Source organism: Stenotrophomonas sp. SAU14A_NAIMI4_5, from assembly GCF_003086795.1.
GTDB lineage: Bacteria > Pseudomonadota > Gammaproteobacteria > Xanthomonadales > Xanthomonadaceae > Stenotrophomonas.
The window spans coordinates 2287148-2311478 of record NZ_CP026003.1 but is presented as its reverse complement, the minus strand read 5'-3'; the positions used below and the strand labels follow the sequence as shown (position 1 = coordinate 2311478).

The window sequence follows — 24331 nt, the reverse complement described above, 5'->3', positions numbered from 1 at the left end:
CCCACACCAGGGCAATCAGAGCCGGACTTGCACGCAATGGACACACTGAATGGAAGGGTGGCGCTGGTCACCGGCGCGTCGAAGGGCATCGGCGCAGGCATCGCCCGCCGCTTGGCCCACGACGGCGCCCACGTGGTGGTCAATTACGCATCCGCTGAAGGTGCGGCCGCCGCCGTGGTCGCTGAGATCGTAGCGGCGGGCGGGAAAGCCGTGGCAGTGCGCGCCGACATCCGCCGCCAGGCAGAGGTGGACGCACTGATCGCGGCCACAGTTGAAACGTTCGGCAGATTGGACATCGTGGTCAACAACGCCGGCATGTATCAGTTCGCAAAAATCGAGGAAACAACCGAGGAGCTGTATCGCCAACAGTTTGACCTCAACGTGCTCGGCACGCTGCTGGTAACCGGGGCCTCCATACCGTTCCTTGGCGAGGGCAGCAGCATCATCAATATCGGTTCGGTGGTGACCCGCGTGCTGCCGGTAGAAAGCGCCATCTATACCGGCACCAAGGGCGCCATCGATGCCATCACCGGCGTGTTGTCCCGCGAACTGGGCCCACGCGGCATCCGCGTCAACTCGGTCAATCCCGGGCTGATCGAGACCGAGGGTACGCATGCCAATGGCGTGATGGGCTCGGAGTTCCAGACCTGGAACGAGCAGCAGACACCACTGGGCCGGATCGGCCAGGCGGCCGACATCGCCTCGATCGTTGCCTTCCTCGCATCGGCGGACGCGGACTGGGTGACGGGCGAAACCATTCTCGGCTCGGGCGGCATGCGCTGATACGCGCAGGTCTGAATGACCCAAGGAGAAACCGATGAACGTGGATCAGACCCCGGTCGTGCATGACGCGCGGCGCTGGCCAGCCCTGGCGGTGCTGTTGACAGGCACGCTGTTGCCGCCGCTGGACTTCTTCATCGTCAACGTAGCGCTGCCTACCATCCGAAACGATCTGCATGCATCAGCAGATGTCACCCAACTGGTCGTGTCGGTATATGCCATGGCGTACGCCGTCACGCTCATCCTGGGTGGGCGCCTGGGTGACATCCATGGGCGTCGGCGCGCCTTCGTCGGTGGCATGCTGGGGTTCGGGCTCGCGTCGGCCATCTGCGGGCTGGCTGACTCCGCCGCCATGCTGGTGGCCGGCAGGTTGCTGCAGGGCATTTCCGCAGCAGTCATGGCGCCGCAGTCACTCGCCTCCATCCACGCACTGTTTCCGTCGGCGGAGAAGGGGCGCGCGCTGGGGCTGTACGGCGCCACCTTCGGTATCGCTTCGGTTGGCGGGCAGTTGCTTGGCGGCTGGCTGGTCTCGGTGAATGTACTGGACCTCGGCTGGCGCAGCGTCTTCCTCATCAACCTTCCGGTCATTGTGTTTTCCGTTCCCGCAGCCCTGCTGCTGGTTCGCGAAACGCGGGCAGAACACGCGCGCACGATGGACTACCGGGGTGCCGTGCTGATGGCGCTGGCCGCACTCGCGCTGGTGGTTCCCCTCATTGAAGGCCGCGAGCGGGGCTGGCCATGGTGGAGCCTGGCTCTGCTGGCAGCCAGTCCGGCACTGATCACGGCATTCTGGCGGTACCAGAAACATCTGGAGCGCATGGGCGCATCACCCCTGGTGCCACCGTCGGCCCTCACCATCGCCTCGGGGCTGCCGCGCGGACTGCTTGCCGCCGTGTGCTTCTACGCATTGGCCGCATTCTTCCTGACATTCGCGGTGTATCAGCAAGCCGGCCTGCACCGCGACGCGCTTTCCGCAGGCCTGGCCATCCTGCCGCTGGGCATCGGGCAACTGCTTGGCCCGAGCTGTGGGATTCGCCTGTCGCGCTGGCTGGGCACGCGGGTAGCGGCGCTCGGCATGGGCGTGGAAGCGCTGGCCCTGCTGGCAGTTGCCGGCCTCGCCGTGGCCGGCAAGCCAGGCTGGCTTGTCGGGCCGCTGCTTCTCCTGGGCATCGGGCAGGGCATTGCCTTGCCGGCGCTGGTGCGCCTCAATGTTGACAGGGTTGAGCCTCGCTGGGCAGGCCTCGCCGCTGGCGCGATCACCGCGGCCATGCAGATGGGTGCCGCGCTTTCCGTCGCACTGGTGGGCGGGGTGTTCTTCGCACTGGCGCCGGATGGGGCAGGGGCCCGCCAGGTCAGCATCGCCTTTGCGGTGGCGTGCGCAATGATCGCCATCGCGATGGCGACCGCCGCGTTCCTTAGTGCCCCACGCTCGGCAGAGGCGGCATCAAGCGCAATAGGATGAGTGGCCGCCCGCGGCTCAGCCTCCCCAGCTGATGTCCCTGTCGCTGGCAGCCGCCTCGAACTTCGGCCGTGCGAACCAGTAACCCTGCATCAGGTGGATGCCAAGGTCAGACAGGCAGCGTGCTTCGTCAGCCGTCTCTATGCCCTCGGCAATTACCTCGATGGACAGCTGGCTGCACATGGCCACCACCCCGGCAATGATCGCGCGCCGCGAAGGACTGCGGTCAACACCTTGGATCAAGGCCATATCCAGCTTGACGATGTCGGGCTGGAAGTCGGCAAGAAGGTTCAGGCCTGCGAATCCCGCACCGAAGTCATCGATGGCCGTCTTGAATCCGATGCGCTTGTATTCCGTAAGAATCTCCGCCAGCCATTTGCCATCGTCGATCTTCTCGCCCTCCACCGTCTCGAAGATGATCCGCTCGATCGGGAAGCCATACCGGCGCGCAGCCTCCAGCGTGGAGCGGATGCACACCTCTGGCCGATAAATCGCATTGGGCAGGAAGTTGATCGACAGATGCGACTGCATCTGCAGCATGGCTGCAATCCGTATCGCCTTTTCGCGGCAGGCCTGGTCAAACGAGTACTGGTTCTCAGCGACTACCTGCGAAAGCACCGAATGGGCAGACTCGCCGGCCGGACCGCGTACCAGCGCTTCGTGCGCGAAGATCCTGCGCGCACGGATGTCCACGATAGGCTGGAATGCGTAGCTGAACTCGAATGGCAACGGCGCCGCATCCCGGCAGAGGGCACATCCGGCAGGTCGGTCGGGCGAGGGCATGCGTGCCACCTCATACGGCAGGAGCCATCAGCCTACTGGCGGTCGCGACAAGGCGGAGTGCAGGTGCATAAAGGCGCTGAACGCTTCAGTGGGGCTACAACGCGTCCAGGTTACGAAGGAGAGCATCAGCCTGCTGGGCAATGGCATCGCGCTTGCTGGCGGGCATCCGCGCCAGCTGCCGGTAGGGCATCTCCAGGCGAGGGTTGCCACTCAGTTGATCCGCATTCCGTGCCAGGAAGTCCCAGTACAGCGCATTGAAAGGGCAGGCCCTTGGCCCGGTGGGCTGGTCGTGGCGGTACGGGCATCGGCCGCAATGGTCGCCCATGCGGTGCAGATAGGCCGCGGCAGAGCCGTAGGGTTTCGTCGCCAGGAGGCCTCCATCGGCGAACTGGCTCATGCCCACCGTGTTGGGCAGCTCTACCCACTCGAACGCATCGATGTAGATGCCCAGGTACCACTGGTGCAAGGCGTGCGGATCCAGCCCGGCGAGCAGGGCAAAGTTACCGATCACCATCAGGCGTTCGATATGGTGGGCGTGGGCATTGGCCAGCGAGCGGCCAATCGCAGCGCGCACGCACGCCATGCGTGTGTTGCCGGTCCAGAACCATTCCGGCAAAGGACGGGCATGGCCGAAGCTGTTGTTGTGCTCGTAGCCCGGCATCTGTGCCCAGTACACGCCGCGGACATATTCGCGCCATCCCAGAATCTGGCGGATGAAGCCCTCCACCGAGGCGAGCGGCGCACGACCTTCACGCCCCGCCAGCTCCACCCGGGCAATCACCTCCCGGGGCGAGAGCATCTTCACGTTCAGGGCAAACGACAGCAGCGAATGGAACAGGCGCGACGCCTGCGCGCTGATCGCATCCTGGTAGTCGCCAAAATGCGGCAGGCCATGTTCAAGGAAGGCGTCGAGCTGCAGCAGTGCCTCGGCCCGGTCCAGCGGCCATCGCAGCGCATGCGCATTGGGATCGCCAAAGCTCGCCACGCCGGCATCGTGGATCGTCTGCCACAGCGCGCTGTGATCGTGGGTGGGCCGCAGGTCCGGCGGCTCGGGTGGGTCGCCCGGCCACGGCTTGCGGTTCTCCGCATCGAAGTTCCAGCGACCGCCCAACGGCGCGCCATCTGGCTCAAGCAGCACGCCGTGGCGGCGCCGCATGTAGCGGTAGAACACCTCCATCGTCCAGCGCTCGCCACCTCGGTTGCCGAAGAATTGCGCCACTTCATCGCGAGTGGTCAGGAAGTGCTCGCTGTCCACGCAACGCGCTGCGATGGCCTGCTCCGCCGCGTACTGGCGCAGCTGCTGATCCAATCGCCATTCGTCCGGCGCCTGATATTCCAGCTGGCTGGACCCGTGCTGCTGCAACATCAGGCTCAGATTGGCGGGCAATGATTGCCGGTTTGCAGGGTCATCGATAGCCAGGTAGCAGACCCGGTGCCCAGCCTCGCGCAACTGCTCGGCAAAGCGGCGCATCGCAGCGAAGATGGCCAGGATCTTCTGCGCGTGATGCAGCACATAATCCGTCTCCTCGCGGATCTCCATCAGCACATACGCCACATCGTCCGACCGTTCGGCAAACCACGGGTGGGCAGGATTGAGCTGGTCGCCCAGCACGAGGCGCAGGCAGGTCACAGGCGGCATCATTGGCGCGGGCGAGGGCAGGGACATCGGGTTCATGGCGGAAGGGGTGTTGATTACCTGAACGTCTACGCCGCGGAGGCCGCTCTGGATGCATCCGATTCCGCGCTCACCGCGTAGGCGAGGGACTATGGCAAAGATGAAAAAGCGAGCAGACCTGCCGCAGAAAATCTGCGCGACCTGTGGTCGGCCATTCGCGTGGCGCCGCAAATGGGCGCGTGATTGGGAGCACGTGCGTTACTGTTCGGACCGCTGCCGTGACCATCGTGGGCGGTCGGGCGCCTAGCCGAATTCTGGCGGCAGACGCGCCCTTCATCGCGAACACAGCACAATAGCGTGCTTTCCCAGCAGAACAGGGAGGCAGGTGGCGCCATCGTGAGAGCTCTTTCCTTTATTGCCGCTACCGTGCTGGCAGGTACCGCATTTCAGGCCAGCGCATCAGAGCGCGGCCCGGATGCAGCGCCCTATTTCGAGCCCGGCGGTGCCGTGCGATTCAATTATGGCTGGCTCGATTACGCGCCTACCAGCCGCCTGCAGCTGGAGCTGCTGCAGGCAGACATCGACACGGGAACCGGCCCGTTCTCGTTTTCGGCCCAGTACCGCTGGTATGACGGCTTCCATGCCGTGCACCATGCCTATGCTGGCTGGCAGTTCTCCGAGCAGACCCAGCTGAAGGCCGGCATCCAGCATGTGCCGTTCGGGTTGCTTCCCACGGCATCGCAGAGTTTCTGGTTCGGGTCAGGCTATTACCTGGGTATCGAGGATGACTACGATCCCGGGTTGGTGCTGACCCACACCCGTGGCGACACCACTTGGCATGTTGGCTGGTTCTCCGGCGATGAATATGGCACCGGGGCCCGCTACGACCGTTACTCGTTCGATGTGGCGCAGACAGACGCGCTGCCATATCGCGAGCGGCAGCGGCTTCATGCGCGGGTAGAGCAGGCGCGCAGCTGGGCAGAGGGCGAACTGCTTCTTGGCGCATCAGCCTTTGCAGGCAGGGTCCAGAACACGCAGACGCGTCGCGATTATGGCCACCAGGGCGCAGCCGTCCATGCACAGTGGAAGCGCGATGGCTGGACCACGCAGCTGCAGTGGGCGCGCTACCGATATGACGTCCCAGGACAGCGCATTGCGATGTCAGCCTTCCAGGCACCCTTTGAGATTGCCGCGCAGGCCGATGTGCCGAGCGCCAACGTCGCCTATTCGTTTGCACGCAAGGGCAAGCTGGATAATCTGACCTGCTACAACAACCTCAGCATGACCCGCCCGGTGGGGCATAGCGCAGGCGTGCGGGATTCGTGGCAAAACGCCACCGGCTGCAGCCTGCAGAAGGGCATCATGACCACCTACGTCGACTGGATTGCGGGTCGCAACATGTGGTTTGCCGGTGGCGATGGCATCGGCATCAACGAGGGAGGCCCCTCGCAATGGCATTCCCGGCTGAACGTGAACGTCGGGTTCTACTTCTGACCCGGCGCGCCTGATGGCGCGCCGTTCCACATACGCCTACTTAGCAGAAGCCTCATCGTCGGACGCATCGGTCGGGTCGTGCGCCGCCGCAGCGTGTTTCTGCTCCTTCTGCAGCTGCGCCCGCACCTTCCTGGCCTGGCCCGCATCCACCGCAGATGCCGTGTTGCCGAACTCCTGGCGAATGAAGGTCGCCAGCTGGGCGATTTCCTCATCGCTCAGGCGGTCCGCAAAGCCCGGCATGCCCAGGTTGGAGGGACGTTTGTCGGTAGAAGGCAGTTCACTGCCGTGCAGCAGCAGGCGCACCACCGAGGTCGGGTCGTCAGCAAGCACCGTCGGGTTGCCGGCAATGGCCGGGAACACGTTCTTGTAGCCGTGGGCATCGGTGCGGTGGCAGGCCGCGCAGTTGTCCACGAACAGCTCTGCGCCGCGGCTGTCGTTGATGCCGGCCTGCAACTTGCGTGCGGTGGCATCGCTGGCGGCAAACGAGGAAGGATCGTGGCCACTGCCCGGCAGCTGCTTCAGGTACACCGCCATCGCCCGCAGATCATCCTCGGTCAGCTTCTGGGTGCTGTGCACCACTACGTCGGACATCGGCGTGCCCACCACGGTGCTGTGCGCGTTGCGGCCAGTCTGCAGCGTGTCCACGATGTCCTGCTCGCTCCAGCGGCCCAGGCCGTCGGCAGGGTTGCCACGCAGGTTCACCGCATTCCAGCCGTCGATAATCTGGCCACCACTCAGGTAAGCGGTATCGGATTCATCCAGCGCCTCTTCCTGCAGCGCAAACCCACGCGGCGTATGGCAGCTGCCGCAATGGCCCAGGCCCTGCACCAGGTACGCGCCCCGTGCCAGCTGCGCATCGCCGTAGCGGCTGGCATCGAAGGCCACCGCATCCGCCTCCGGCGCGAAGGTCTTGCGCCAGATGGCCAGCGGCCAGCGCATCGACAGCGGCCAGGTAATCTCAACCGGCTTGTTGGCCTCCTTCACCGGCGCGATGTCGCCATGCAGGAAGTACGCGTGCAGCGCCCGCACGTCCTCATCGGTGATGTGCGCATACGAGGGGTAGGGCATGGCCGGGTACAACGTGCGGCCATCTGGCGCGATGCCATGCCGCACCGCGCGGTCAAAATCATCCAGCGAATAGCCACCAATGCCGGTGTCCTTGTCCGGGGTGATATTGGTGCTGTAGATGTTGCCCAGCGGCGAGGCCACCGGCAGCCCGCCGGCAAACGGCTTTCCGCCGGGCCGGGTGTGGCAGGCGGTGCAGTCGCCCGCCGCCGCCAGGTAGCGGCCGCGTTCAATCAGGGCCGCATCGGGCGCAGGGCCATCGGCCAGTACACGGGTTTTGGTCGGCACAAACGCGTAGGCGAGGGCCGCCAGCAACACGACCAGGCCAACCGCCACCATCCAGAGGAACAGCTTCTTCATCGTCGCGTCCTCAGGCCTGCACCAACGGGCCCGGGTCGGGCAGGTACTTTTCGCGGATGGCGGTGGCCGCCCAGTACGCCAGCCCACCCACCAGGCCGGTGGGGTTGTAGCCGTTGTTCTGCGGGAAGGCGTTGGCGCCAATCACGAACACATTGGAGACATCCCAGCTCTGCAGGTAGCGGTTCAGGGCGGAGGTCTTCGGGTCCGCGCCCATAATCGCGCCGCCACAGGTGTGCGTGCTCTGGTACTTGGTGATGTTGTAGCGCTCGCCGTCCTTCTTGGCATCGCCGCTCATCGAAAGCGGGTCCAGCACCTTGCTCATCTGCATGGCCTTGTCCACGAAGAACTGCGAGGCCTTGATCTCGTTGGGGTGCCAATCGAAGGTCATGCGCAGCAGCGGCCGGCCAAAGGCATCCTTGTAGGTTGGGTCAAGGCTCAAGTAGTGCTGCCGGTAGGACATGCACGCGCCCTGCACCTCGTAATAGAAGTTGTGGCGGAAGTTGTCCGCCGCCGCCTTCTTCCACTTCGCGCCCCAGGCGGGCGTACCGCTGGGCACGTTGATGCCACGCACCGGGCCCGCACCGGGCTGCCGCGCCCACACCAGGCCGCCACCCACAAAGCCAGCCTTCGCGTTGTCCAGCTGGTTGCCGTTGAGGTCGTCCATGGTGGTGCCGGCACCGCCAATGCCGATGAAGCCGTTGGCCTGCACCGTCTCGTCGAAGAACAGCACCACGCGGTTGAGGTTCTGGTAGGAGTAGTTGCGGCCCACGGTGCCGGTGTTGCTTTCCGGGTCATACGGCTGGCCGATGCCCGACAGCAGCATCAGGTGCACGTTGTAGAGCTGGAACGCACACAGCAGCACCAGGTCAGCCGGCTGCTCCACCTCGCGGCCCTGCGCATCCAGATAGGTCACGCCCGTGGCCTTGCTGCGGCTGCCATCCAGGTTCACCTTCAGCACCTGCGAATGGGTGCGCAGCTCGAACTTCGGGCGCTGGCGCAACACCGGCAGGATGCAGGCGTTGGGGCTGGCCTTGGAATAATTCAGGCAGCCGTAGTCACTGCAAAAGCCGCAGGCGTTGCACGGCCCCAGCTGGCAGCCATAGGGGTTCACGTAGGGCCCGGACGCATTGGAGGCCGGGATGGGGTAGGGGTGCCAGCCCATCTCCTTGGCCGCCTTGTAGAACAGCTCGCCGCCCAGGTAGTTCGGGTTGGGGCCAAGCGGGTATTCGGCCGAACGCGAGCCCTCGAACGGGTTGCCGCCGTGCTGTACCACGCCGTTGATGACACCGGCCTTGCCGGAGGTGCCGCACACCAGCTCGAACATGTGCAGGTGCGGCTCCAGCTCGGCGTAGGTCACCGGGAAATCGTGGATGGTCATGTCGGCCGGAATGAAGGCCTTGCCATACCGCTCTTCCACGTTGCTGCGCAGCTTCATGTCCTCCGGAAGCGGGCGGAAATGCGCGCCCGACCAGTGGCTGCCCGCTCCGCCGACGCCCGTGCCCGGCTTGAACGAGCCCATCTGCCGGTACGGCACGGCCGTATCGGAGGTCTTGTGGCGGATCGTCACCGTTTCCTGCGATAGGCTCTGCAGGTAGCGGCGGTGTACCGAGCCCTCCAGTTCATCCACCACATTGGGGTAGGCAAAATCAGGCTGGGTATCGCGGTCGCCGCCACGTTCCAGCGCCACCACGTGCAGGCCGGCATCGGTCAGTTCCTTGGCCAGGATCGCGCCCGTCCAGCCCATGCCAACGATGACCGCGTCGACCTTCGGTTTCACAAGTGCCATGTGCTTCAGCCTCTCCGTCCAGCCAGATCCACGGGCGGCAAGGGGTAGACCTTGTCCCGTACACCAATCCAATCCAGGTAATCGGCGCGCATGCCGGGGTAGCCGATCATCTTCCAGGCCCCCATGTCCTTGTTCGCGCCATACTTGGGATCGGCGAAATAGCCGTTCTTCACCTCACCCAGCAGGTTTGAGAAGAACAACTTGCTGGAAATGCCTTCCAGTTCGAGCTTGCCGCCCTCGGCCGCCTTCAGCAGACTTTCTTGCTCGGCGTGGTCCAGTTGGGCGAAGGTCTTGCCCTGGTACTGCTTGCGGCACTGCGCATCAAGCGCGCCGATGCCCACTCGCAGGATGTCGCGTAGCGCCAGCTTGCCTTGATAGCCAAATTCGCTGGGTGCCTCCAGAAAGGGGCCCTGCATGTACCAGATGTCCCCAGCGGCGTAGGGCGTCTGCATGTGGCGGTCGAGGAACTCGGGCACGCCCGATTCCACCGCGCCTGGCCCCACCTCATCGGAGGGAATCAGCCGGTCGCAGGCGGCCACCAAGAAGGCCCACTCAGCCGCTGTGAAGAACTGCGGGGCATATGGCGTGCCCGCATCGGCGCGGGGCGCGGCCTGGCCGGGGGCATCGCCCGGGGAGCAGCCCGGCAGCGCCGCGGCGACGGGAATAAGGGTAAGGCCCTGGAAAAAGCGACGGCGCGTAAGCGCCGGCAGGGTCTTGTCGGAATCGTCTTTCATGGTCTGGCTACCTGCAGGGTGGCTGTTATGAAGCATCGCGCGCGAGCTGTCGCGAGCGCGTGCGCATTCACGATCAACCCATTGTGTGGATGCAGCACACTTTCCGTAATGGCAATATGGGAAAGGAACTGTTGCCCCAACGGAAAGAAGTGCTGTGATCGATGACCTCCACGAGCTGCGTACCTTCGAGCGCATCGTCCACGGCGGCAGCCTTTCTGCCGCTGCGCGCGACCTGGGGGTATCCCTGGCGGTGGTCAGCAAGCGGCTGACCTCGCTTGAGCGCCGGCTGAAAGTGCGGCTGCTCAACCGCAGTACACGGCGCGCCTCACTGACTGATGAGGGGCAACTGTTCCGGGTGCATTGCCAGAACGTGCTGGATGCCGTGGAGGCCGCGGAGGCGGCGCTGGAGCAACGCCAGGATGTGGTGGCCGGCGTGCTGCGACTGACCGCGCCCAACGGGTTTGGCCGTCGCCACGTGGTGCCGGCGGTGCGCAGCTTCCAGAAGGCCCATCCTGCGGTGCGGGTGCACCTCTCACTACGCGATGAAGTGGTGGACCTGGTGGGCGAGGGCATCGAGCTCGCCCTGCGCTACGGAACGCTGGACGATTCGCGTTTGGTAGCGCGGCAGCTGGCACCCAACCGAAGGGTGCTCTGTGCATCCCCCGATTATCTACAGCGGCGGGGCGTCCCGCGCCGCATTGCCGATCTGCAGGGGCACGACTGCATCGCCAGCGGCAGCCCGCCTGTCAGCCATTGGCGCTTCCTGGAGGGCGGCCGAACTATTGCGGTGCCGGTCAACGCCACGACGCTGTGCGATGACGGCGAAGTGGCGCAGTTGATGGCCGTGCAGGGCGCCGGTATTGCGCGAAAGTCCATCTGGGATGTGGCAGAGGATCTGCAGGCCGGCCGGCTTGTGGAGGTGCTGCCCGACCACGCACTGGCCACCTCACCCCTGAGTGCCGTGCATGGCCCGGGCAAGCAACTCGCGCCTCGGGTGCGCGTGTTCCTCGACCATCTGCTGCGGCACCTGCAGAGCACTGTCGCCTGGCGCTACGCAAGCGACCCGAATACCTCACCCGATTAATCCCCCACCGCCCCCAAACCGTAGAGTCGAGCTTGCTCGACTGCTTTTCCCTCGCAGCCCCGCGGGGGACCCGCGCCCGAATGCTGGTATTGGCGTGGCCCGTGATGTATATGCTGACAGGAGCCAGATTCCTCAAGAAGGCCACGGATAGCCATGAGCCGATTTGTTCTCCTGAGCGCAGCAGCGGCCCTTGCAGTGGCGCTTGCCCCCGCCCTGCCAGCAGACGCGGGCGAACATCCGGCGCGGTGGGAAACGGTCAATTTCGAAACGCTCAAGAAGCAGGACGAATGGCGACGAACGTCGCCTACCGCTTTCGCCAAAGTAAGCCTCGACATGAACGGTGATGGCCTGAAAGACGAAGCGACGCTGGTCATCGACCGCGCCAGGCACCACTCAGGGCTGCGGGTCTGCTTTGGGAAGAAGGAGCGTACATCGCCGTCTAACTGCCACATTCTTGTCGATGATGATCTGGAAGATTCCTATGACGACATGGGGCTGGATGTCCGCGGCCCGGGCTGTCACCTCTACAACACGATGAACGACCTTGTTGATGCCAGTGGAAGGATCTGCAGCCGGGCACAGGGACTCAACTACTTCCGAGAGGGAAGCAGCACCTCGTTCTTCCTCTACGATACAAAGACGGGACGCTTCAATCGTTACTGGGATTCGGATTAGGTGGCGTCACATGGCACTTGGTCGGGCAGGGCAGGCAATGGAGGTGCAGATGGGCAAGGACACCCCGGTTCCGGGCCTGGAACAGAGCGATGCCCTGACGTTCCATGGGCTGCACAGCCGGGTGCAGGGCCTGAGAAGCCAGTCCATCTACCCAAAGGCTGGCCCGGCTGAGAAATGGTCGTACCGCGTCGGCGTCGGGGCGGCGCTGATCGGGCTGGTCAGCGGCCTGCTCCTCGATCGTTGGATACCTGCGAGCGTGCTCCTACCGGTTGCGCTTACCTGCCTGGTTGTGGAAATCGGAGGCTTCCTGGTTGGCGGGCTCCTGAGCCTGCGACGGGAGTACCGCCAGTACTCCCAGCCCCGGTTGTCCCATGCCAGGGAAATGGACAACGATTTCCTGCATTGGCAGTCCGTCATTGCCGAACTCTGCACGTTCCCGCGCGAAGATAGAGAGCAGCGGCTCCGCTACGTCAGCGCGCTGCGCACCCGCATGACCGAACGGATGGGCATCATGTACGGCGGTCTGCAGCGTCTCGGTCCATTTCCGCTCCTGATCGCGCTGTACCTGCAGTTCCGCAACTGGCGCTGGGGCGACTGGGCGGGAGTCTTCGACATCGGCTGGGCAGGCGCCATTCTGATCTTCGCCTTGGTGCTGCTGTACCTGGTCGGATGGGTTCTGATCGCCCAGCGAACCCGACTTGATACCTATGTTGCGTTGCTGGAAGCGTCCCTCCAGGAACCCGCAAAGTAGAGTCGAGCCTGCTCGACTCCAAACCCGACCTCAGCCAGCGCAGATCCGATACTGCTGGCAGTGCTCAATTGGCTGCTTCAGATCCACTGTTCTGAAGTGGCGCATTGCCTCGGAATCCACCGGTCGAGCTGGATGCTCCTGGAGCCAGCGCACCATCTGGATGAACTGGCCATGGCAGAAGACAACGACCTCTCCACGGTCGCGCCACGTTGCATCTGCCAGCAAGCGCCTGGCCCTTTCAACAAACTCCCGGAAGGTTTCTGCTCCAGGACCGTCGCGGTGGTCAGGGTCACTGAGATCCCAATACGCCAGTACCCACGAACGCCTGGAGGCCGCCGTCGTACCCACGCACTTCGGCGGCGATAGGTAGGTGAACTCCTGCACGGAAGCCGTGTCTATCGGTATGCCAAACCGGCGGGCGAGTGGCTCCGCCGTTTGCCTGGCACGCACAAAAGGGGAGCTCACAATCGCCGCCGGCCGGCCGGTCCAGTTTTCTGCAAGGTCCTCTGCCTGCCGAACCCCCAGGTATGTCAGGGCAATGCCATCCGGGCTATTGGTGGGCAGGCCCGCATTGGCCGCACTTTCCGCATGTCGTACCAGAATCATCATTTCAGAAGCTTAGCGGTACCACGCAGCGCGGACCAACCACCAGATGCCTCCCTACAGGAGCCCGCTAAGTAGAGTCGAGCTTGCTCGACTACGCGTCGGCCCGTCAGCGTTCATCATGCTCCAGCCAGATCCGGAACTCATCCCGCAGCCACAGGACATCCGGCGCCAGCAGGTCCACACCCGCCGGCACGCTGATCACCAACCCCGCCGGCGTGTTCTCCACCGCCATCGCCGCCTGGCCCTGGTAACGGATATGGAACCAGGCGTCTGGCACCTCACCCGTGTCCAACGCAAACCCCGCATACTCCTTGGCGCTAACGAATGCCTGCGCGTGGCTACGCAGAATCGCGAACTGCCGCGGCTGCAGCACCTCAAAGGTCTGAACCTGCGCGGGCGCAGGTCCAGCCTCAACCGACATCGAAGGCAGCAGCAGCGCGATCCCAAGCAGAGTCGAGCTCGCTCGACTGCTCCAGAATTTGCGAACAGCCACGTCAAGCCGCCGGCCGCACGCGTTCCTGGATGAAGACCGTCAGTGCCAGGCAGGCCATCGCCAGGCCTTCCATCACCCGGTCACCCACGTACTGGTCCGGGTCGCCATTCTGGCGGGCGCGCTCGGCCGCCAGCAGGATCTCGTGGATGACCCGCTGGCCCGCCAAGGCGCAGTCAGCATCGGCCAGGGCAATCTGCCGACCACGCAGCAGGTTTCGCTCGGGCCAGGGCTGGCCATCAGATGCGGCACCGGCGCCGATGCCGTGCAGGATGGCGATAAGGCTGTTGGGGTCCAGGCGGGGCGCGGAAGAGGGCGCTTCCTGGATGGGCGTGGGGGCAGGGGAGTAGGGCTTGGTCATGGCGTGGCTCCTAACGTGCAGGCAGAAGCCGCCACCGATAAAGGTGGCGGACGATGCGTGGCTCGAAATCCGGTGTGCAATCAGACCGGCAGGCACAAGGCCTCCACGCACCGCCCGCCATAGCCGGCCGACGGATTGCCAGCCGGCACCACGTAGAGTGATGCCGGCTGGCAAGCGCTTTTCACAATTGCACAACCGGGGATTTCGAGGCCCCGACCACCCGTTTTTGGTGGCGTGGCTAGGATTACGCCCGGTTGTGCGCGATGCCAAGGGGGCGTGGTCAAATCCGCCAACTCCCGCGTCGCTTTCGGAATTGTCGCATAGCGGCAAGATGTTGCGAGATGCCTGCGCCACGGGCCCTTGAGGGCATTGAAGCGGCGGCGTCCGCGCTACTAAAAGACCAGCTACACAGCATTGAGAACGCGGCGAAACCGACACCGAATTCGATGGAGGTGACCTTTCAAGGCCTACACACCCGCGTGCAGCGGCCGGCCAACGATGGCTGGCGTGCATGTGGAACGCCTTCCATACAGGCGACGAAGTAAGGCTGGAGCTGCGAGAGTGTGCTTGTACTCCGGCGCCCCCCCCCCCCGCCCTGCCAAGCAGGGTCGCAGAAGCATGACTTGCGACTTCTCCTGTCATCGCGGCATATTCGTCAGCCATGGATTTGAAAGGAGCACCATATGCGGCCAACGGCGAAGATCAGCCTCAACAGGAGCAGGCTTCATTTGTTCCTTGATGCTTATGAAGTCATCTTGCCCGCTGCAGTTCTTGAGCAGAATGACGCCAATCCCTTCGATGCAATTACGCGCGAAGCATCCTTGGCAAATGCGCTGGTGATGGTGGGTAAACGAGAACTCATTGGCCAGGCAAAAATCGATTTCATTACAACCCATGGCCATCTTGTAATTGGGACGATCGACCGTCTCTACTTGGGTATCAAAGCGAAGTGGGTCGACGTAGCGTTGTCGCGTGACGAGCCCAGTTCGCCTCCCGCTCATATCCGTCTGCATGATCTGTCCACGCCCACGTTTCTCCTTGAAAGCGCAGACGTCAATGCAATATTCGTCCTTCACTTCACTGGTGAGGTTTCGTTTACCAGTGCATATAGAGCCCGATCGCAGGACGCCGTAGACGCCGCTTCCATTTTCAAGGGCATTGAGGGCAGCATTGCCAGCGCTGCCCGCTCACTGTGGGTAGACGTCTTGGGATTGCGAGAAGAGGACGTGTACGTTGGCGGGCAGCCTTCCGCAAACACCCAGAGCCCCGTCCTCCTAGACGAACAAGAGGACTTCTAGCCCATCGCTACGCACGTTCGGCTTGAGGGTACGCAATCAAGAACGTTGACGCTTCGCAGCGCCACAGGGGCACCTTCGAACCGGCCGTGATCAAGCGTCCAACCACGCGCCCCTCACGAAGCCTCGTGCGACCACCGCCAGCAGGCGTAGTATGCCTCATCCTCCCACCAAACATTCGTTTCAATGGACTGCTTGATCTGGTCCATCAGGGTGCGCGTCTTGGCTTTGTCCTTGGCCTGGCACGCGAAGTAGGCAAAGTTCTGCAGATTCCAGTCAGAAGGGTACGTGGCCAGCACATCGTCGATACCCTGGCTCATCAGTGGCCAGTCCACCTGCTTTTCCGCAAACGGGCTCTTGTAGAAGCCCCCCGCCGTGGACCAGTAGATGCGCGCATACAGGGCAGGGCGCTCGCGCTCCGGCACCGTCTCGAGGGCGCGCCTCGCCGTTGATTCCACGGCATAGGGCGTACCACCCCACTTGGGCGAGAAATACTGCGCAGCCTGGAACGGAATGCTGACGTAGCCGGGGTATCTGGCCATGCCCTCATCGACCACGGCCAGCATGTCAGTGGCGTCCCAACCCAGCAGCATGCCCGCAAAAGCTGACCGCGCGTACCAGTTCGGGTCGCTCGCGCACTGCTTCCTGCAATCCTTCAGGACGGCGCTGGCGGCTTCAGTGTAATCGTGGAACTGGGCAGAATCCTGTGGGCTGACCGTGCTGGAATAGCCGTAGCCACGGTAGGCCATGCCACGGCCGAGCAAGGCGCTGGCCAGGGCCAGGTGAGGGGTGGGGGACCGCGGGTACCTCTTCACCCAGCGCGTGAGCCGATCGCGCGCCGGGTCATCCTGCCCCACGGGAATCTTCTCTGCTTCGTACAGATTGGAAAAGCCGTCGTAAAAATGCGTCAGCTTCGGCGTCCCGCTGGTTGTGGTCTCACCGGAACGGCGATACCGCTTGGCCAAGGCTTCCAGCGTATCGAAATCCTCATCGCGTAGCAGGGCATCCACCTGCTCCTGGATGAAGTTGCGTTCGGCGTACTCGGCCGAGCCCAGGGACGGACCGGCATGGGCGGTACCGGCCCAGCCAGCAAGCGTGATCAAGGTGATGGAGAGGCTGAGCACCGGCGAGGTGGGTGAGCGCATGGCGACGTTCCTGGTCTGAGGGCTGCCTTCTTTCCTGGGCGGCGGCCGAAGCCCAAGGCGAGTCTATCTGGAATTCCTGAAATCGGGCGAATGGACTGAGGGCCGCTCTCGAGGCCTGGGCAGGTGGCCGTCTCTGGCGCAGATCCGATACTGCTGACAATGCTCAATTGGCTGCTTCAGATCCACAGTTCTGAAGTGGCGCATTGCCTCGGAATCCACCGGTCTCGCTGGATGCTCCTGGAGCCAGCGCACCATCTGCATGAACTGGCCATGGCAGAAGATAACGACCTCTCCACGGTCGCGCCACGTTGCATCAGCCAGCAAGCACCTGGCCCTATCAACAAACTCCCGGAAGGTTTCTGCGCCAGGACCGTCGCGGTGGTCAGGGTCACTGAGATCCCAATACGCCAGTACCCACGAACGCCGGGAAGCGGCCGTCGTACCCATGCACTTCGGCGGCGATAGATAGGTGAACTCCTGCACGGAAGCCGTGCCTATCGGCATGCCAAAGCGGCGGGCGAGTGGCTCCGCCGTTTGCCTGGCACGCACAAAAGGGGAGCTCACAATCGCCGCCGGCCGGCCGGTCCAGCTTTCTGCAAGGTCCTCAGCCTGCCGAACCCCCAGGTCTGTCAGGGCAATGCCATCCGGGCTATTGGTGCGCAGGCCCGCATTGGCCGCACTTTCCGCATGTCGTACCAGAATCATCATTAGCGAAGCTTAGCGGCACCAATCGGCGCGGACCAGCCACCAGATCCCTCCCTACAGGAGCCCGCAAAGTAGAGTCGAGCTTGCTCGACTACTCGTCGGCCCGTCAGCGTTCGCCATACTCCAACCAAAGCCGGAACTCATCCCGCAGCTGCAGGACATCCGGCGCCAGCAGATCCACACCCACCGGCATGCTGATCACCAGCCCCGCCGACGTGTTCTCCACCGCCATCACCGCGCGCCCCTGGTAACGGACATGGAACCAAGCGCCTGGCGCCTCGCTCGCATCCAGCGCGAATCCCGCCCGCTCTTTGGCATCGACGAATGCCTGCGCGTAGCTCCGCAGAATCTCAAACTGCCGCGGCTGCAGCACCTCGAAGGTCTGAACCTGCGCGGGCGCAGGTCCAGCCTCAACCAACATCGAAGTCAGCAACAGCGCGACACCAAGTAGAGTCGAGCTCGCTCGACTGCTCCAGAATTTGCGATCGGCCACGTCAAGCCGCCGGCCGCACACGTTCCTGGATGAAGACCGTCAGGGCAAGGCAGGCCATGGCCAGACCCTCCATCACCCGATCGCCCACGTACTGGTCCGGGTCGCCATTCTGGCGGGCGCGCTCGGCCGCCAGCAGGATCTCGTGGATGACGCGCTGGCCCGCCAAGGCGCAATCGGCATCGGCAAGGGCCATCTGCCGGCCACGCAGCAGGTTGCGCTCGGGCCAAGGCTGGCCATCGGACGCCGCACCGGCACCGATGCCGTGCAGAATGGCGATAAGGCTGTTGGGGTCCAGGCGCGGCGCGGAAGAGGGCGCTTCCTGGATGGGCGTGGGGGCAGGGGAGTAGGGCTTGGTCATGGCGTGGCTCCTAACGTGCAGGCAGAAGCCGCCACCGGATAGAGGTGGCGGACGATGCGTGGTTCGAAACCCGGTGTTCGCTAAACCGGCAGGCACAAGGCCTCCACGCACCGCCCGCCATAGCCGGCCGACGGATTGCCAGCCGGCACCACACAGGGTGATGCCGGCTGGCAAGCGTTTACTTCAGCGAACTACCGGGGTTTCGAAGCCCGGCCACCCTTTTTCGGTGGCCCGGCTAGGATTACGCCCGGTTGAGCGCCATGCCAAGGCATTAGGGGCGATGCCGTCACCGTTGTCGACATTTTCAGAATCGTTGCATACGGCGTAATGGCGGTGAGACGTTGATGCAGCTAGGTTCCGGCGGCGTTGGTGGCCTTGCGTAAGATTCAACCCAGCTCAAGCCGCCACGCCCGCGCGCGGGGCAGAAGCGACAGCCATGTTTGGGTTGGTACTGAAGTTGGGGCGCTTCAATCCGACTTCGCTGTGCGCAACAAAAGTGACAAAGGAAGTGTCATCAGGGGAGGGAACCGGACGCCCCGAAAACGGACATGTGCCCATCTGCGTTAGGAGGAACGGGCGGGCCGCGATACCCGCGCATACACCAGCTTGTTAGCCGGAGCCCGCCGCCCTAAGATCGAGATGCGTCAAGGGGAAGTCTCGCCATATCCACGGATCGTCTGTTGGATAGGTGGCGTTCAATTGCCGTGCCAAGATGGCTGGGCCAAAATCCTACTGTTCAATCCGCACAATTCGAGGGATTGGATTGAGATCTGACAATCCGTTTAAGCCAATGCATCTGACGGGGCTTAACTCAGACGTTAGCCAACAGGAGGGCTGCGTGTCTATTGAAACCTTAAGTCTTGTAATCAGCCTCATCAGTCTTGCGTTAGGTCTTCTGTCATCCTGGCAGCAACTCAAGCCGCTTTTGCTCCGAGCCGCAAGGTACGGAGGCACGACGGCCAAGTCATGGGCGCAGAACGAGCAGAAGCGGGTAGAGCTCTATTTGGATCAGCCCGCAGCTTTTGTTGCCTATCTGGGGAAATCTTGCATCACGCTCTTCCTGCTGTTAATTGCGTTGCTCCTCATGCGCCCAGGCGTCCTGCAACAATCGTTAGGGCTTTCCGCAAAACTCGCAGAAGCAGTATTTCTCTCGCCAGCATGCGCGATTGGCCTTGTGCTCGGCGCGATCTCTAGCAGGTGCTCGGATATCATCAGACTAGCTCGTAAACGCGCGTCCGTTGATGCTGGCTAGCAACTAATCCAAGCCGACGCAGCGTCGCCGCGCGCATAAGTCAGTCTTTGAACTTCGCTTTCTGGCCAGGGGGGACCACGCAGCCCCAAGCAAACATCCGCATACCTGGCGTACTAACGATTACGACAGTAGAGGAGAATGTTCCAGTGCCGACACTTTGCGAGCATCGCCCCCTCCACATTAACAATCAAAACAATGCCTTGCGACCCGCTCAAGTTGGTAGGCGCACTTTTCTTCCCCGGGGCATGAGGCCGTGCCTACGCCACCCAGGACGGCGCCCCAAACCGATACTGCGGAAGCCCTCAGGCTATGGCACGCTATCGACTGGGAAGCATCTTTAAGCGCGCCAGAAGGAATAAGGATGATCCATCTACCCCCCTTGATTGTGGAACGTCGGCACCCAGTAGGCACTGTACGCCACCAACTGCGCCCGGCTTCTGATGTCGCCGTACGCGCCGTTACCTCTGTGAAGATCTCACCTCGAGTCGAGCAACCCCTCTGGGAGCTGGATACTGGAGAGCGGATAGTGGTTACCAGCCGCAGCGGCGTGGCTATTCCGGAGGGGGCCGACGGCGTCTTGCGCGAACGCGACGGAGAATTTTCATGGGCGTCGCATCGCCTGATCGAACAGTTTGCCCGGCAAGCAGCGCAAATTGGCTGGCATGAGCAGGCCCGGCGTACTGCGGCCACATGGAAGGGCCGACTCTCGTTCCGTGCCGAGGTTCGCCAGCCTGATGGCAGCGTTAATGCAGGGGAGGAAGGGTTGCGGCCTCCGCAGCTAGGCGCGCTACACGCGATCGGCGCGCACTGGAGTCTCGATCTGCGGCCAGCCACAGTGGTTATGCCAACCGGTACAGGCAAGACCGAGACGATGCTCGCAGCGCTGGCGGCCTACGGACGGAATCCGATCCTAGTTGTTGTTCCGTGGGACCTACTTCGGAAACAGACGGCCGATAAGTTCCTGGCATTTGGCCTGCTGAGAGCGCTGGGAGTGCTACCTCATGATGTGCCTAATCCGATCGTAGGCATCATGACAAAGCGGCCAACTAGTGTGGACGATCTGGAACTGTTCAACGAGTGCAACGTGATTGTTGCCACCATCCACACGGTAGGGGTCGGGGTTGACACGCGATTGCTCACAACGATCGCGCAACGGTGCGAGGCGCTGATCCTGGACGAGGCGCATCACGTTGCAGCCACCAACTGGGCCAGATTGAAAGCCGCGTTTCAGTCCGTTCCCATCTTGCAGTTCACTGCGACCCCGTTCCGTCGTGATGGCCAACTTGTCGACGGTCGTGTCATATTCAACTACTCCTTGGCGTCCGCGCAGCGTGACGGCTATTTCAAACGCATACGATTCGAATCAGTTCATGAGGTCGGCGGAACCACCCGATCTGACCTAGCGTTGGCCGCGGCCGCCGTTCAACAGCTTAGGCAGGACCTAGCCGCAGGATTTGATCACTTGATGATGGCGCGTTGTGCCAGTATTGGCCGCGCCGCGACGGTCTACCAGATTTATCGAAACCTTTCACCCGATTTGCGTCCGGTACTGATCCACTCAGACCAGTCAGACGCCGCAACGCGCCTAGCTGCACTTCGAGCAGGGCAGGCACGAATCGTAGTGTGCGTGGACATGCTCGGCGAAGGCTTCGACCTGCCGCAGCTCAAGGTCGCTGCCATCCATGATATGCACCGCAGCCTAGCCATTCTGCTGCAGTTCGTTGGACGGTTTACCCGAGTGGCGGGCGCACGTATCGGTGAAGCAACAGCTCTGGCCAACCTCGCAGATCCCGGCGCCGCTTACGCGTTGGAACGCCTCTATAGTGAGGATGCAGACTGGAACCAGGTGCTCAGCGAACTTAGTTCAGAGGCCGCACGAGACCATGCCGAGCTAGTCGAGTTCCTACAGGCGTCCCAACGGCTTGATGAGGTCGACGAATCTAACGTAGCCATTTCCCAACAACTGCTACGTCCGGTTTTCAGCACGTCGGTGTATCGCGTTCCTAGGTTCTTACCGGAGCGCTTCCATGGCGGTCTTGCAAAGACGCGCCACGTGCACGCGGTTTGGTTGCATCACGCCTCCCACACGCTGTACTTCGTAACTCGAACCGAGCCACGCGTACGCTGGACCCAGGCCAAAGGAGTGCGTGATCGGGAATGGGCTCTTTTTGTCCTCCACTACGACCCCGCCATCGGACTGCTTTTCCTGTCATCGACCGACCATAGCTCCCTTTTCGGCGAGTTGGCCGAAGCAGTCAGTGGCGAAGCAGAGCTTATTTCAGGCGAGACCATGTTTCGTGTGCTGGGAAATATCAATCGACTGGTATTTCAGAGCATGGGGGTCAAGAAGCACGGTCGACGAAACCTTAGCTACGCCATGTACACCGGCGGCGATGTCGCTCAAGCCCTGGGAATGACCGAGCGTCAGGGCTCAGTCAAGAACAACGTTAGCGGCATTGGCTGGGAAGCAGGAGCAAAGGTGTCGGTTGGCTGCTCCTACAAGGGTAGGGTGTGGTCTCGAGAGCAAGGAACAGTGCCTGCGTTGGTCAGTTGGTGCAAGGCCATGGGTAGGAAGCTGCTGGATGACCGCATCGACGTCGCCACGATTATCGCTAACGTTCTCATTCCGGAAGAGGTTGACGGCCTGCCGGCAGACAAGGTCATCCTCTCACTGGAGTGGCCGGCAGAGCTTTTGGCAATGGCCGAAGAGCGGGTGGTATTGGCAACGGATGCTGAGCCGGCCGATGGCTGGCCGTTGTACTTGGTGGACATCAACTACGACGGCAGGCAAGGCAACGACGTCCACTTTTCCATTGCGACAGATGATCAAGACCCACTGGCCGAGTTGGTGCTGTCAGTCGGCGGCGAGGGTGGATACAGTGTGACACAGACCGGCGGTGCGCAGGTCCTGATCAGCGTCGGTCGGCGGACCCTCGCTCTAGATGCCTATCTGTGCGAGTGCCCGCCACTGCTTCGATTCGTCGACTTGTGCGAGCTGGACGGCAACCTTTTAATCCGCCCCCAAGATCCGCGGCACTTGGTGATCGAGGACTCGCGGTTCGAGCCTTGGGATTGGACCGACGTTGATATCACGAAGGAGTCAATGTGGAAGGACGGGGCACTGCGCCACGATTCCGTGCAATGGAAGGCAGCGCGACACTTCATTGAGGGTGGCTTTGAAGTCGTTTTCGACGATGACGCTGCTGGTGAAGCGGCGGATCTGATTTGCTTGAAGGAGGAGGAGGGTGCGATCCGCTTGGCGTTGGTGCACTGCAAGTTCTCTGGCAACGCTGAAGCGGGTGCGCGCATCAAAGACGCTGTAGAAGTGTGCTCGCAGGCCATACGCTCTGCAAAGTGGAAATGGCGATTCGTTGACCTCGGCAAGCACGTCCTGCGCCGCGAGGATCGTCTCAGGTCGGACAATCGCCCGACCCGGTTCTTGGAAGGCAGCGCCGTTAATCTAAATAGAATTGTACGTGCAAGCCGATTTAAGCCAGTTGAGGCGGAAGTCTTGATCATCCAGCCTGGCATTTCAGCGGCGGCACGGAGTGATGACCAGAACATGGTTCTAGGGGCCGCCGTAGCTTATTTGAAAGAGACCATTGGCTGTGACCTAGATATCGTCTGTAGCGCGTAGATCACAAGCCGCCGCAACCAAATCCCAAACGGGCGGCGACACGCGAGCCCAACTGCATAGGAGCAAGTGCACCTGTATTTCGCATAATGTATATTATGTTCGCATCAAGATGGGGTGCCTCAGGATCGTCAGCCTCCCGACCCCCTCAACCTTCCGGTCCTTGATGTCGATCCACATCAACCCGGCAACCAACCCCTTCGGCCAGGACATCAACGGCCCGCTCACCACCTCGCGCTTGCTCTGTCAGCGCCACCTCTGCTCACACACCGCTTCCGGCAGCGCCAGGTCAAAGCACCGACCATCATCCAGCCTGATGGATCCCAGCGTCCGGCCGCCCAGAACGATCGTCATGACACCGGCAACCTTGATGCGCTCGCTGACCTGAGCCTCCAGCGCCATTCCAGCCCCGGTACCAGCCAGCGCCATCACCAGGACCGCAACACACCACAGGAACGCGACCCCCGCGTGGCCTCCTCATGGGCCACCCAACCAAACGACCGTGACGCGTCACGTTAATACCCCCCCCAAATCCCTTGAAATCTGAGCGCCCAACCAAGGCCCTGACCCTCAGATTTCAAAGCCCAAAACCCAGCAGTCCGACCCCCGTTTAGGAATAGTCGCAAAAATCGTACGAATTCGATGACCACCCAGATGACAGCGCCAGAATGAGCGCCACGCCCCTGGGCGACGATCACCTCCCTGCGCATGAATGGATATCCTGCACCGCGTCGCCTTCGACTGGCACTGCTCGACGATCATGATGTCGTCCGGCGCGGGGTCGGCATGCACCTCGGCACCGATACGCGCTTCAGGATCGTCGCCAGCCACGGCCACAGCGCGCCACTGCTGCAGTACCTGATGAACCACCCGGTCGATGTGGCGATCATCGACATCACTCTGGGCATGGACGATCTGACCGGCCCGGAGCTGGTGCTCAAGCTGCGCGAGTGCGCGCCGCGGGTCTCGTTGCTGGCATTTGCCGGGCAGTCGTCGAATGCCGGCATCCATGTGCTGTTGGATGCCGGAATCAGCGGCTACGTCAGCAAATGCGAGCCCCTGACCGAGCTTTCCGATGCAGTAATCCGGGTGTCCCAGGGGCTGTTCCGGCTTCCGCCCGGGTGCAAGCTGCCGCCCACGCGCGAGCCGCTCAGCCGCAACGAACGCGAGGTGCTGCATCTGTTGCTGGATGGCATGACGGTGTCGGAAATTGCAGTGCAGCGCCACCGCAGCATCAAGACCATCAGCACCCAGAAGAGCGCCGCGCTGCGCAAGCTGGGCCTGCGCAATGACGCCGAAATCTACGCACTCCGCACCCAGCTGGAGGCGCTGTGATCGCGGCGATGTGGCTGCGCCTGGCGGTTGCGTCACTCGCGGCCTGCCTGCTGACCAGCGCCACCATGGAT

The 24331-nt window shown here is 62.7% G+C and carries 23 protein-coding genes; 11 read left to right on the top strand and 12 right to left on the bottom strand.

Annotated elements, in window-relative coordinates:
* The first annotated feature begins 36 nt into the window (after positions 1–36).
* Entirely contained in the window at positions 37–783 is a 747-nt protein-coding gene (locus C1925_RS10825) for an SDR family oxidoreductase (RefSeq protein ID WP_108768868.1), read from the top strand.
* 34 nt (positions 784–817) lie between these two features.
* Complete coding sequence (locus C1925_RS10820) at positions 818–2242, top strand: MFS transporter (RefSeq protein WP_108768867.1); 1425 nt, start codon at positions 818–820, stop codon at positions 2240–2242.
* Between the two features lie 15 nt (positions 2243–2257).
* On the opposite strand, the gene C1925_RS10815 is transcribed toward C1925_RS10820, so the two are convergent.
* Together C1925_RS10815 and C1925_RS10810 are read right to left on the bottom strand one after the other, a co-directional pair.
* Positions 2258–3022: an EAL domain-containing protein gene (locus tag C1925_RS10815; RefSeq protein WP_108768866.1), complete on the bottom strand. Its 765-nt coding sequence runs from the start codon at positions 3020–3022 to the stop codon at positions 2258–2260.
* Between the two features lie 94 nt (positions 3023–3116).
* Complete coding sequence (locus tag C1925_RS10810) at positions 3117–4688, bottom strand: cryptochrome/photolyase family protein (protein ID WP_254051295.1); 1572 nt, start codon at positions 4686–4688, stop codon at positions 3117–3119.
* A gap of 100 nt (positions 4689–4788) precedes the next feature.
* Between C1925_RS10810 and C1925_RS10805 the strand changes: the two genes are divergently transcribed.
* Both C1925_RS10805 and C1925_RS10800 read left to right on the top strand, forming a co-directional pair.
* Complete coding sequence (locus tag C1925_RS10805) at positions 4789–4944, top strand: DUF2256 domain-containing protein (protein ID WP_108768864.1); 156 nt, start codon at positions 4789–4791, stop codon at positions 4942–4944.
* Positions 4945–4994: 50 nt separating this feature from the next.
* A complete protein-coding gene (locus tag C1925_RS10800; protein ID WP_254051294.1) occupies positions 4995–6131 on the top strand; it encodes a hypothetical protein in 1137 nt (378 codons plus the stop codon).
* A 36-nt stretch (positions 6132–6167) separates the two neighbouring features.
* Here C1925_RS10800 and C1925_RS10795 read toward each other — a convergent pair whose 3' ends face one another.
* The 3 genes from C1925_RS10795 to C1925_RS10785 are packed head-to-tail and all read right to left on the bottom strand — an operon-like array spanning position 6168 to position 10076.
* Complete coding sequence (locus tag C1925_RS10795) at positions 6168–7556, bottom strand: c-type cytochrome (protein WP_108768863.1); 1389 nt, start codon at positions 7554–7556, stop codon at positions 6168–6170.
* A gap of 10 nt (positions 7557–7566) precedes the next feature.
* Complete coding sequence (locus C1925_RS10790) at positions 7567–9342, bottom strand: GMC family oxidoreductase (RefSeq protein ID WP_108768862.1); 1776 nt, start codon at positions 9340–9342, stop codon at positions 7567–7569.
* Positions 9343–9347: 5 nt separating this feature from the next.
* A complete protein-coding gene (locus C1925_RS10785; RefSeq protein WP_108768861.1) occupies positions 9348–10076 on the bottom strand; it encodes a gluconate 2-dehydrogenase subunit 3 family protein in 729 nt (242 codons plus the stop codon).
* Between the two features lie 154 nt (positions 10077–10230).
* On the opposite strand from C1925_RS10785, the gene C1925_RS10780 reads away from it, so the two are divergent.
* The 3 genes from C1925_RS10780 to C1925_RS21115 all read left to right on the top strand — a co-directional run bounded on the left by C1925_RS10780 (position 10231) and on the right by C1925_RS21115 (position 12586).
* Entirely contained in the window at positions 10231–11160 is a 930-nt protein-coding gene (locus C1925_RS10780; RefSeq protein WP_108768860.1) for a LysR family transcriptional regulator, read from the top strand.
* Positions 11161–11313: 153 nt separating this feature from the next.
* The gene (locus C1925_RS10775; protein ID WP_108768859.1) at positions 11314–11835 is read left to right on the top strand and encodes a hypothetical protein; all 522 of its coding nucleotides are present in this window, start codon (positions 11314–11316) and stop codon (positions 11833–11835) included.
* 49 nt (positions 11836–11884) lie between these two features.
* The gene (locus C1925_RS21115; RefSeq protein WP_174213508.1) at positions 11885–12586 is read left to right on the top strand and encodes a hypothetical protein; all 702 of its coding nucleotides are present in this window, start codon (positions 11885–11887) and stop codon (positions 12584–12586) included.
* A 30-nt stretch (positions 12587–12616) separates the two neighbouring features.
* Here the strand turns inward: C1925_RS21115 and C1925_RS10765 are convergent, their stop codons facing one another.
* The 3 genes from C1925_RS10765 to C1925_RS10755 all read right to left on the bottom strand — a co-directional run bounded on the left by C1925_RS10765 (position 12617) and on the right by C1925_RS10755 (position 14043).
* Positions 12617–13195 carry a histidine phosphatase family protein gene (locus C1925_RS10765; RefSeq protein WP_108768858.1) on the bottom strand — a complete coding sequence of 193 codons (579 nt, stop codon included), beginning with the start codon at positions 13193–13195 and terminating at the stop codon, positions 12617–12619.
* Positions 13196–13298: 103 nt separating this feature from the next.
* On the bottom strand, positions 13299–13685 hold the full coding sequence (locus C1925_RS10760; protein ID WP_108768857.1) for a hypothetical protein: 387 nt from the start codon (positions 13683–13685) through the stop codon (positions 13299–13301).
* Position 13686: 1 nt separating this feature from the next.
* Positions 13687–14043, bottom strand: coding sequence for a hypothetical protein (locus C1925_RS10755; RefSeq protein WP_108768856.1), 357 nt, complete (start codon positions 14041–14043; stop codon positions 13687–13689).
* A 728-nt stretch (positions 14044–14771) separates the two neighbouring features.
* Between C1925_RS10755 and C1925_RS10750 the strand changes: the two genes are divergently transcribed.
* Positions 14772–15341 carry a hypothetical protein gene (locus tag C1925_RS10750; RefSeq protein ID WP_159097515.1) on the top strand — a complete coding sequence of 190 codons (570 nt, stop codon included), beginning with the start codon at positions 14772–14774 and terminating at the stop codon, positions 15339–15341.
* A 113-nt stretch (positions 15342–15454) separates the two neighbouring features.
* Here C1925_RS10750 and C1925_RS10745 read toward each other — a convergent pair whose 3' ends face one another.
* The 3 genes from C1925_RS10745 to C1925_RS10730 form a co-directional block, all read right to left on the bottom strand.
* Positions 15455–16483 carry a DUF4034 domain-containing protein gene (locus C1925_RS10745; RefSeq protein ID WP_108768854.1) on the bottom strand — a complete coding sequence of 343 codons (1029 nt, stop codon included), beginning with the start codon at positions 16481–16483 and terminating at the stop codon, positions 15455–15457.
* A gap of 811 nt (positions 16484–17294) precedes the next feature.
* On the bottom strand, positions 17295–17681 hold the full coding sequence (locus C1925_RS10735) for a hypothetical protein (RefSeq protein ID WP_159097514.1): 387 nt from the start codon (positions 17679–17681) through the stop codon (positions 17295–17297).
* 1 nt (position 17682) lies between these two features.
* Positions 17683–18039 carry a hypothetical protein gene (locus C1925_RS10730; RefSeq protein ID WP_108768851.1) on the bottom strand — a complete coding sequence of 119 codons (357 nt, stop codon included), beginning with the start codon at positions 18037–18039 and terminating at the stop codon, positions 17683–17685.
* A gap of 838 nt (positions 18040–18877) precedes the next feature.
* Here C1925_RS10730 and C1925_RS20970 point away from each other — a divergent pair.
* Positions 18878–19291: a hypothetical protein gene (locus C1925_RS20970; protein ID WP_159097513.1), complete on the top strand. Its 414-nt coding sequence runs from the start codon at positions 18878–18880 to the stop codon at positions 19289–19291.
* Positions 19292–19838: 547 nt separating this feature from the next.
* The gene (locus tag C1925_RS10725) at positions 19839–22928 is read left to right on the top strand and encodes a DEAD/DEAH box helicase family protein (RefSeq protein ID WP_216821966.1); all 3090 of its coding nucleotides are present in this window, start codon (positions 19839–19841) and stop codon (positions 22926–22928) included.
* Positions 22929–23171: 243 nt separating this feature from the next.
* Here the strand turns inward: C1925_RS10725 and C1925_RS20965 are convergent, their stop codons facing one another.
* Complete coding sequence (locus C1925_RS20965; protein ID WP_159097512.1) at positions 23172–23327, bottom strand: hypothetical protein; 156 nt, start codon at positions 23325–23327, stop codon at positions 23172–23174.
* Between the two features lie 306 nt (positions 23328–23633).
* Between C1925_RS20965 and C1925_RS10720 the strand changes: the two genes are divergently transcribed.
* Complete coding sequence (locus tag C1925_RS10720) at positions 23634–24260, top strand: response regulator transcription factor (RefSeq protein ID WP_108768849.1); 627 nt, start codon at positions 23634–23636, stop codon at positions 24258–24260.
* The last annotated feature ends 71 nt before the right edge of the window (positions 24261–24331 follow it).

Bases quoted from the DNA above. Each gene is read 5' to 3' on its own strand.
- C1925_RS10825 (WP_108768868.1), top strand. From the start codon at position 37: ATGGACACACTGAATGGAAGGGTGGCGCTGGTCACCGGCGCGTCGAAG.
- C1925_RS10820 (WP_108768867.1), top strand. From the start codon at position 818: ATGAACGTGGATCAGACCCCGGTCGTGCATGACGCGCGGCGCTGGCCA.
- C1925_RS10815 (WP_108768866.1), bottom strand. From the start codon at position 3,022: ATGCCCTCGCCCGACCGACCTGCCGGATGTGCCCTCTGCCGGGATGCG.
- C1925_RS10810 (WP_254051295.1), bottom strand. From the start codon at position 4,688: ATGTCCCTGCCCTCGCCCGCGCCAATGATGCCGCCTGTGACCTGCCTG.
- C1925_RS10805 (WP_108768864.1), top strand. From the start codon at position 4,789: ATGGCAAAGATGAAAAAGCGAGCAGACCTGCCGCAGAAAATCTGCGCG.
- C1925_RS10795 (WP_108768863.1), bottom strand. From the start codon at position 7,556: ATGAAGAAGCTGTTCCTCTGGATGGTGGCGGTTGGCCTGGTCGTGTTG.
- C1925_RS10790 (WP_108768862.1), bottom strand. From the start codon at position 9,342: ATGGCACTTGTGAAACCGAAGGTCGACGCGGTCATCGTTGGCATGGGC.
- C1925_RS10785 (WP_108768861.1), bottom strand. From the start codon at position 10,076: ATGAAAGACGATTCCGACAAGACCCTGCCGGCGCTTACGCGCCGTCGC.
- C1925_RS10775 (WP_108768859.1), top strand. From the start codon at position 11,314: ATGAGCCGATTTGTTCTCCTGAGCGCAGCAGCGGCCCTTGCAGTGGCG.
- C1925_RS21115 (WP_174213508.1), top strand. From the start codon at position 11,885: ATGGGCAAGGACACCCCGGTTCCGGGCCTGGAACAGAGCGATGCCCTG.
- C1925_RS10765 (WP_108768858.1), bottom strand. From the start codon at position 13,195: ATGATGATTCTGGTACGACATGCGGAAAGTGCGGCCAATGCGGGCCTG.
- C1925_RS10755 (WP_108768856.1), bottom strand. From the start codon at position 14,043: ATGACCAAGCCCTACTCCCCTGCCCCCACGCCCATCCAGGAAGCGCCC.
- C1925_RS10745 (WP_108768854.1), bottom strand. From the start codon at position 16,483: ATGCGCTCACCCACCTCGCCGGTGCTCAGCCTCTCCATCACCTTGATC.
- C1925_RS10730 (WP_108768851.1), bottom strand. From the start codon at position 18,039: ATGACCAAGCCCTACTCCCCTGCCCCCACGCCCATCCAGGAAGCGCCC.
- C1925_RS20965 (WP_159097512.1), bottom strand. From the start codon at position 23,327: ATGGCGCTGGAGGCTCAGGTCAGCGAGCGCATCAAGGTTGCCGGTGTC.
- C1925_RS10720 (WP_108768849.1), top strand. From the start codon at position 23,634: ATGAATGGATATCCTGCACCGCGTCGCCTTCGACTGGCACTGCTCGAC.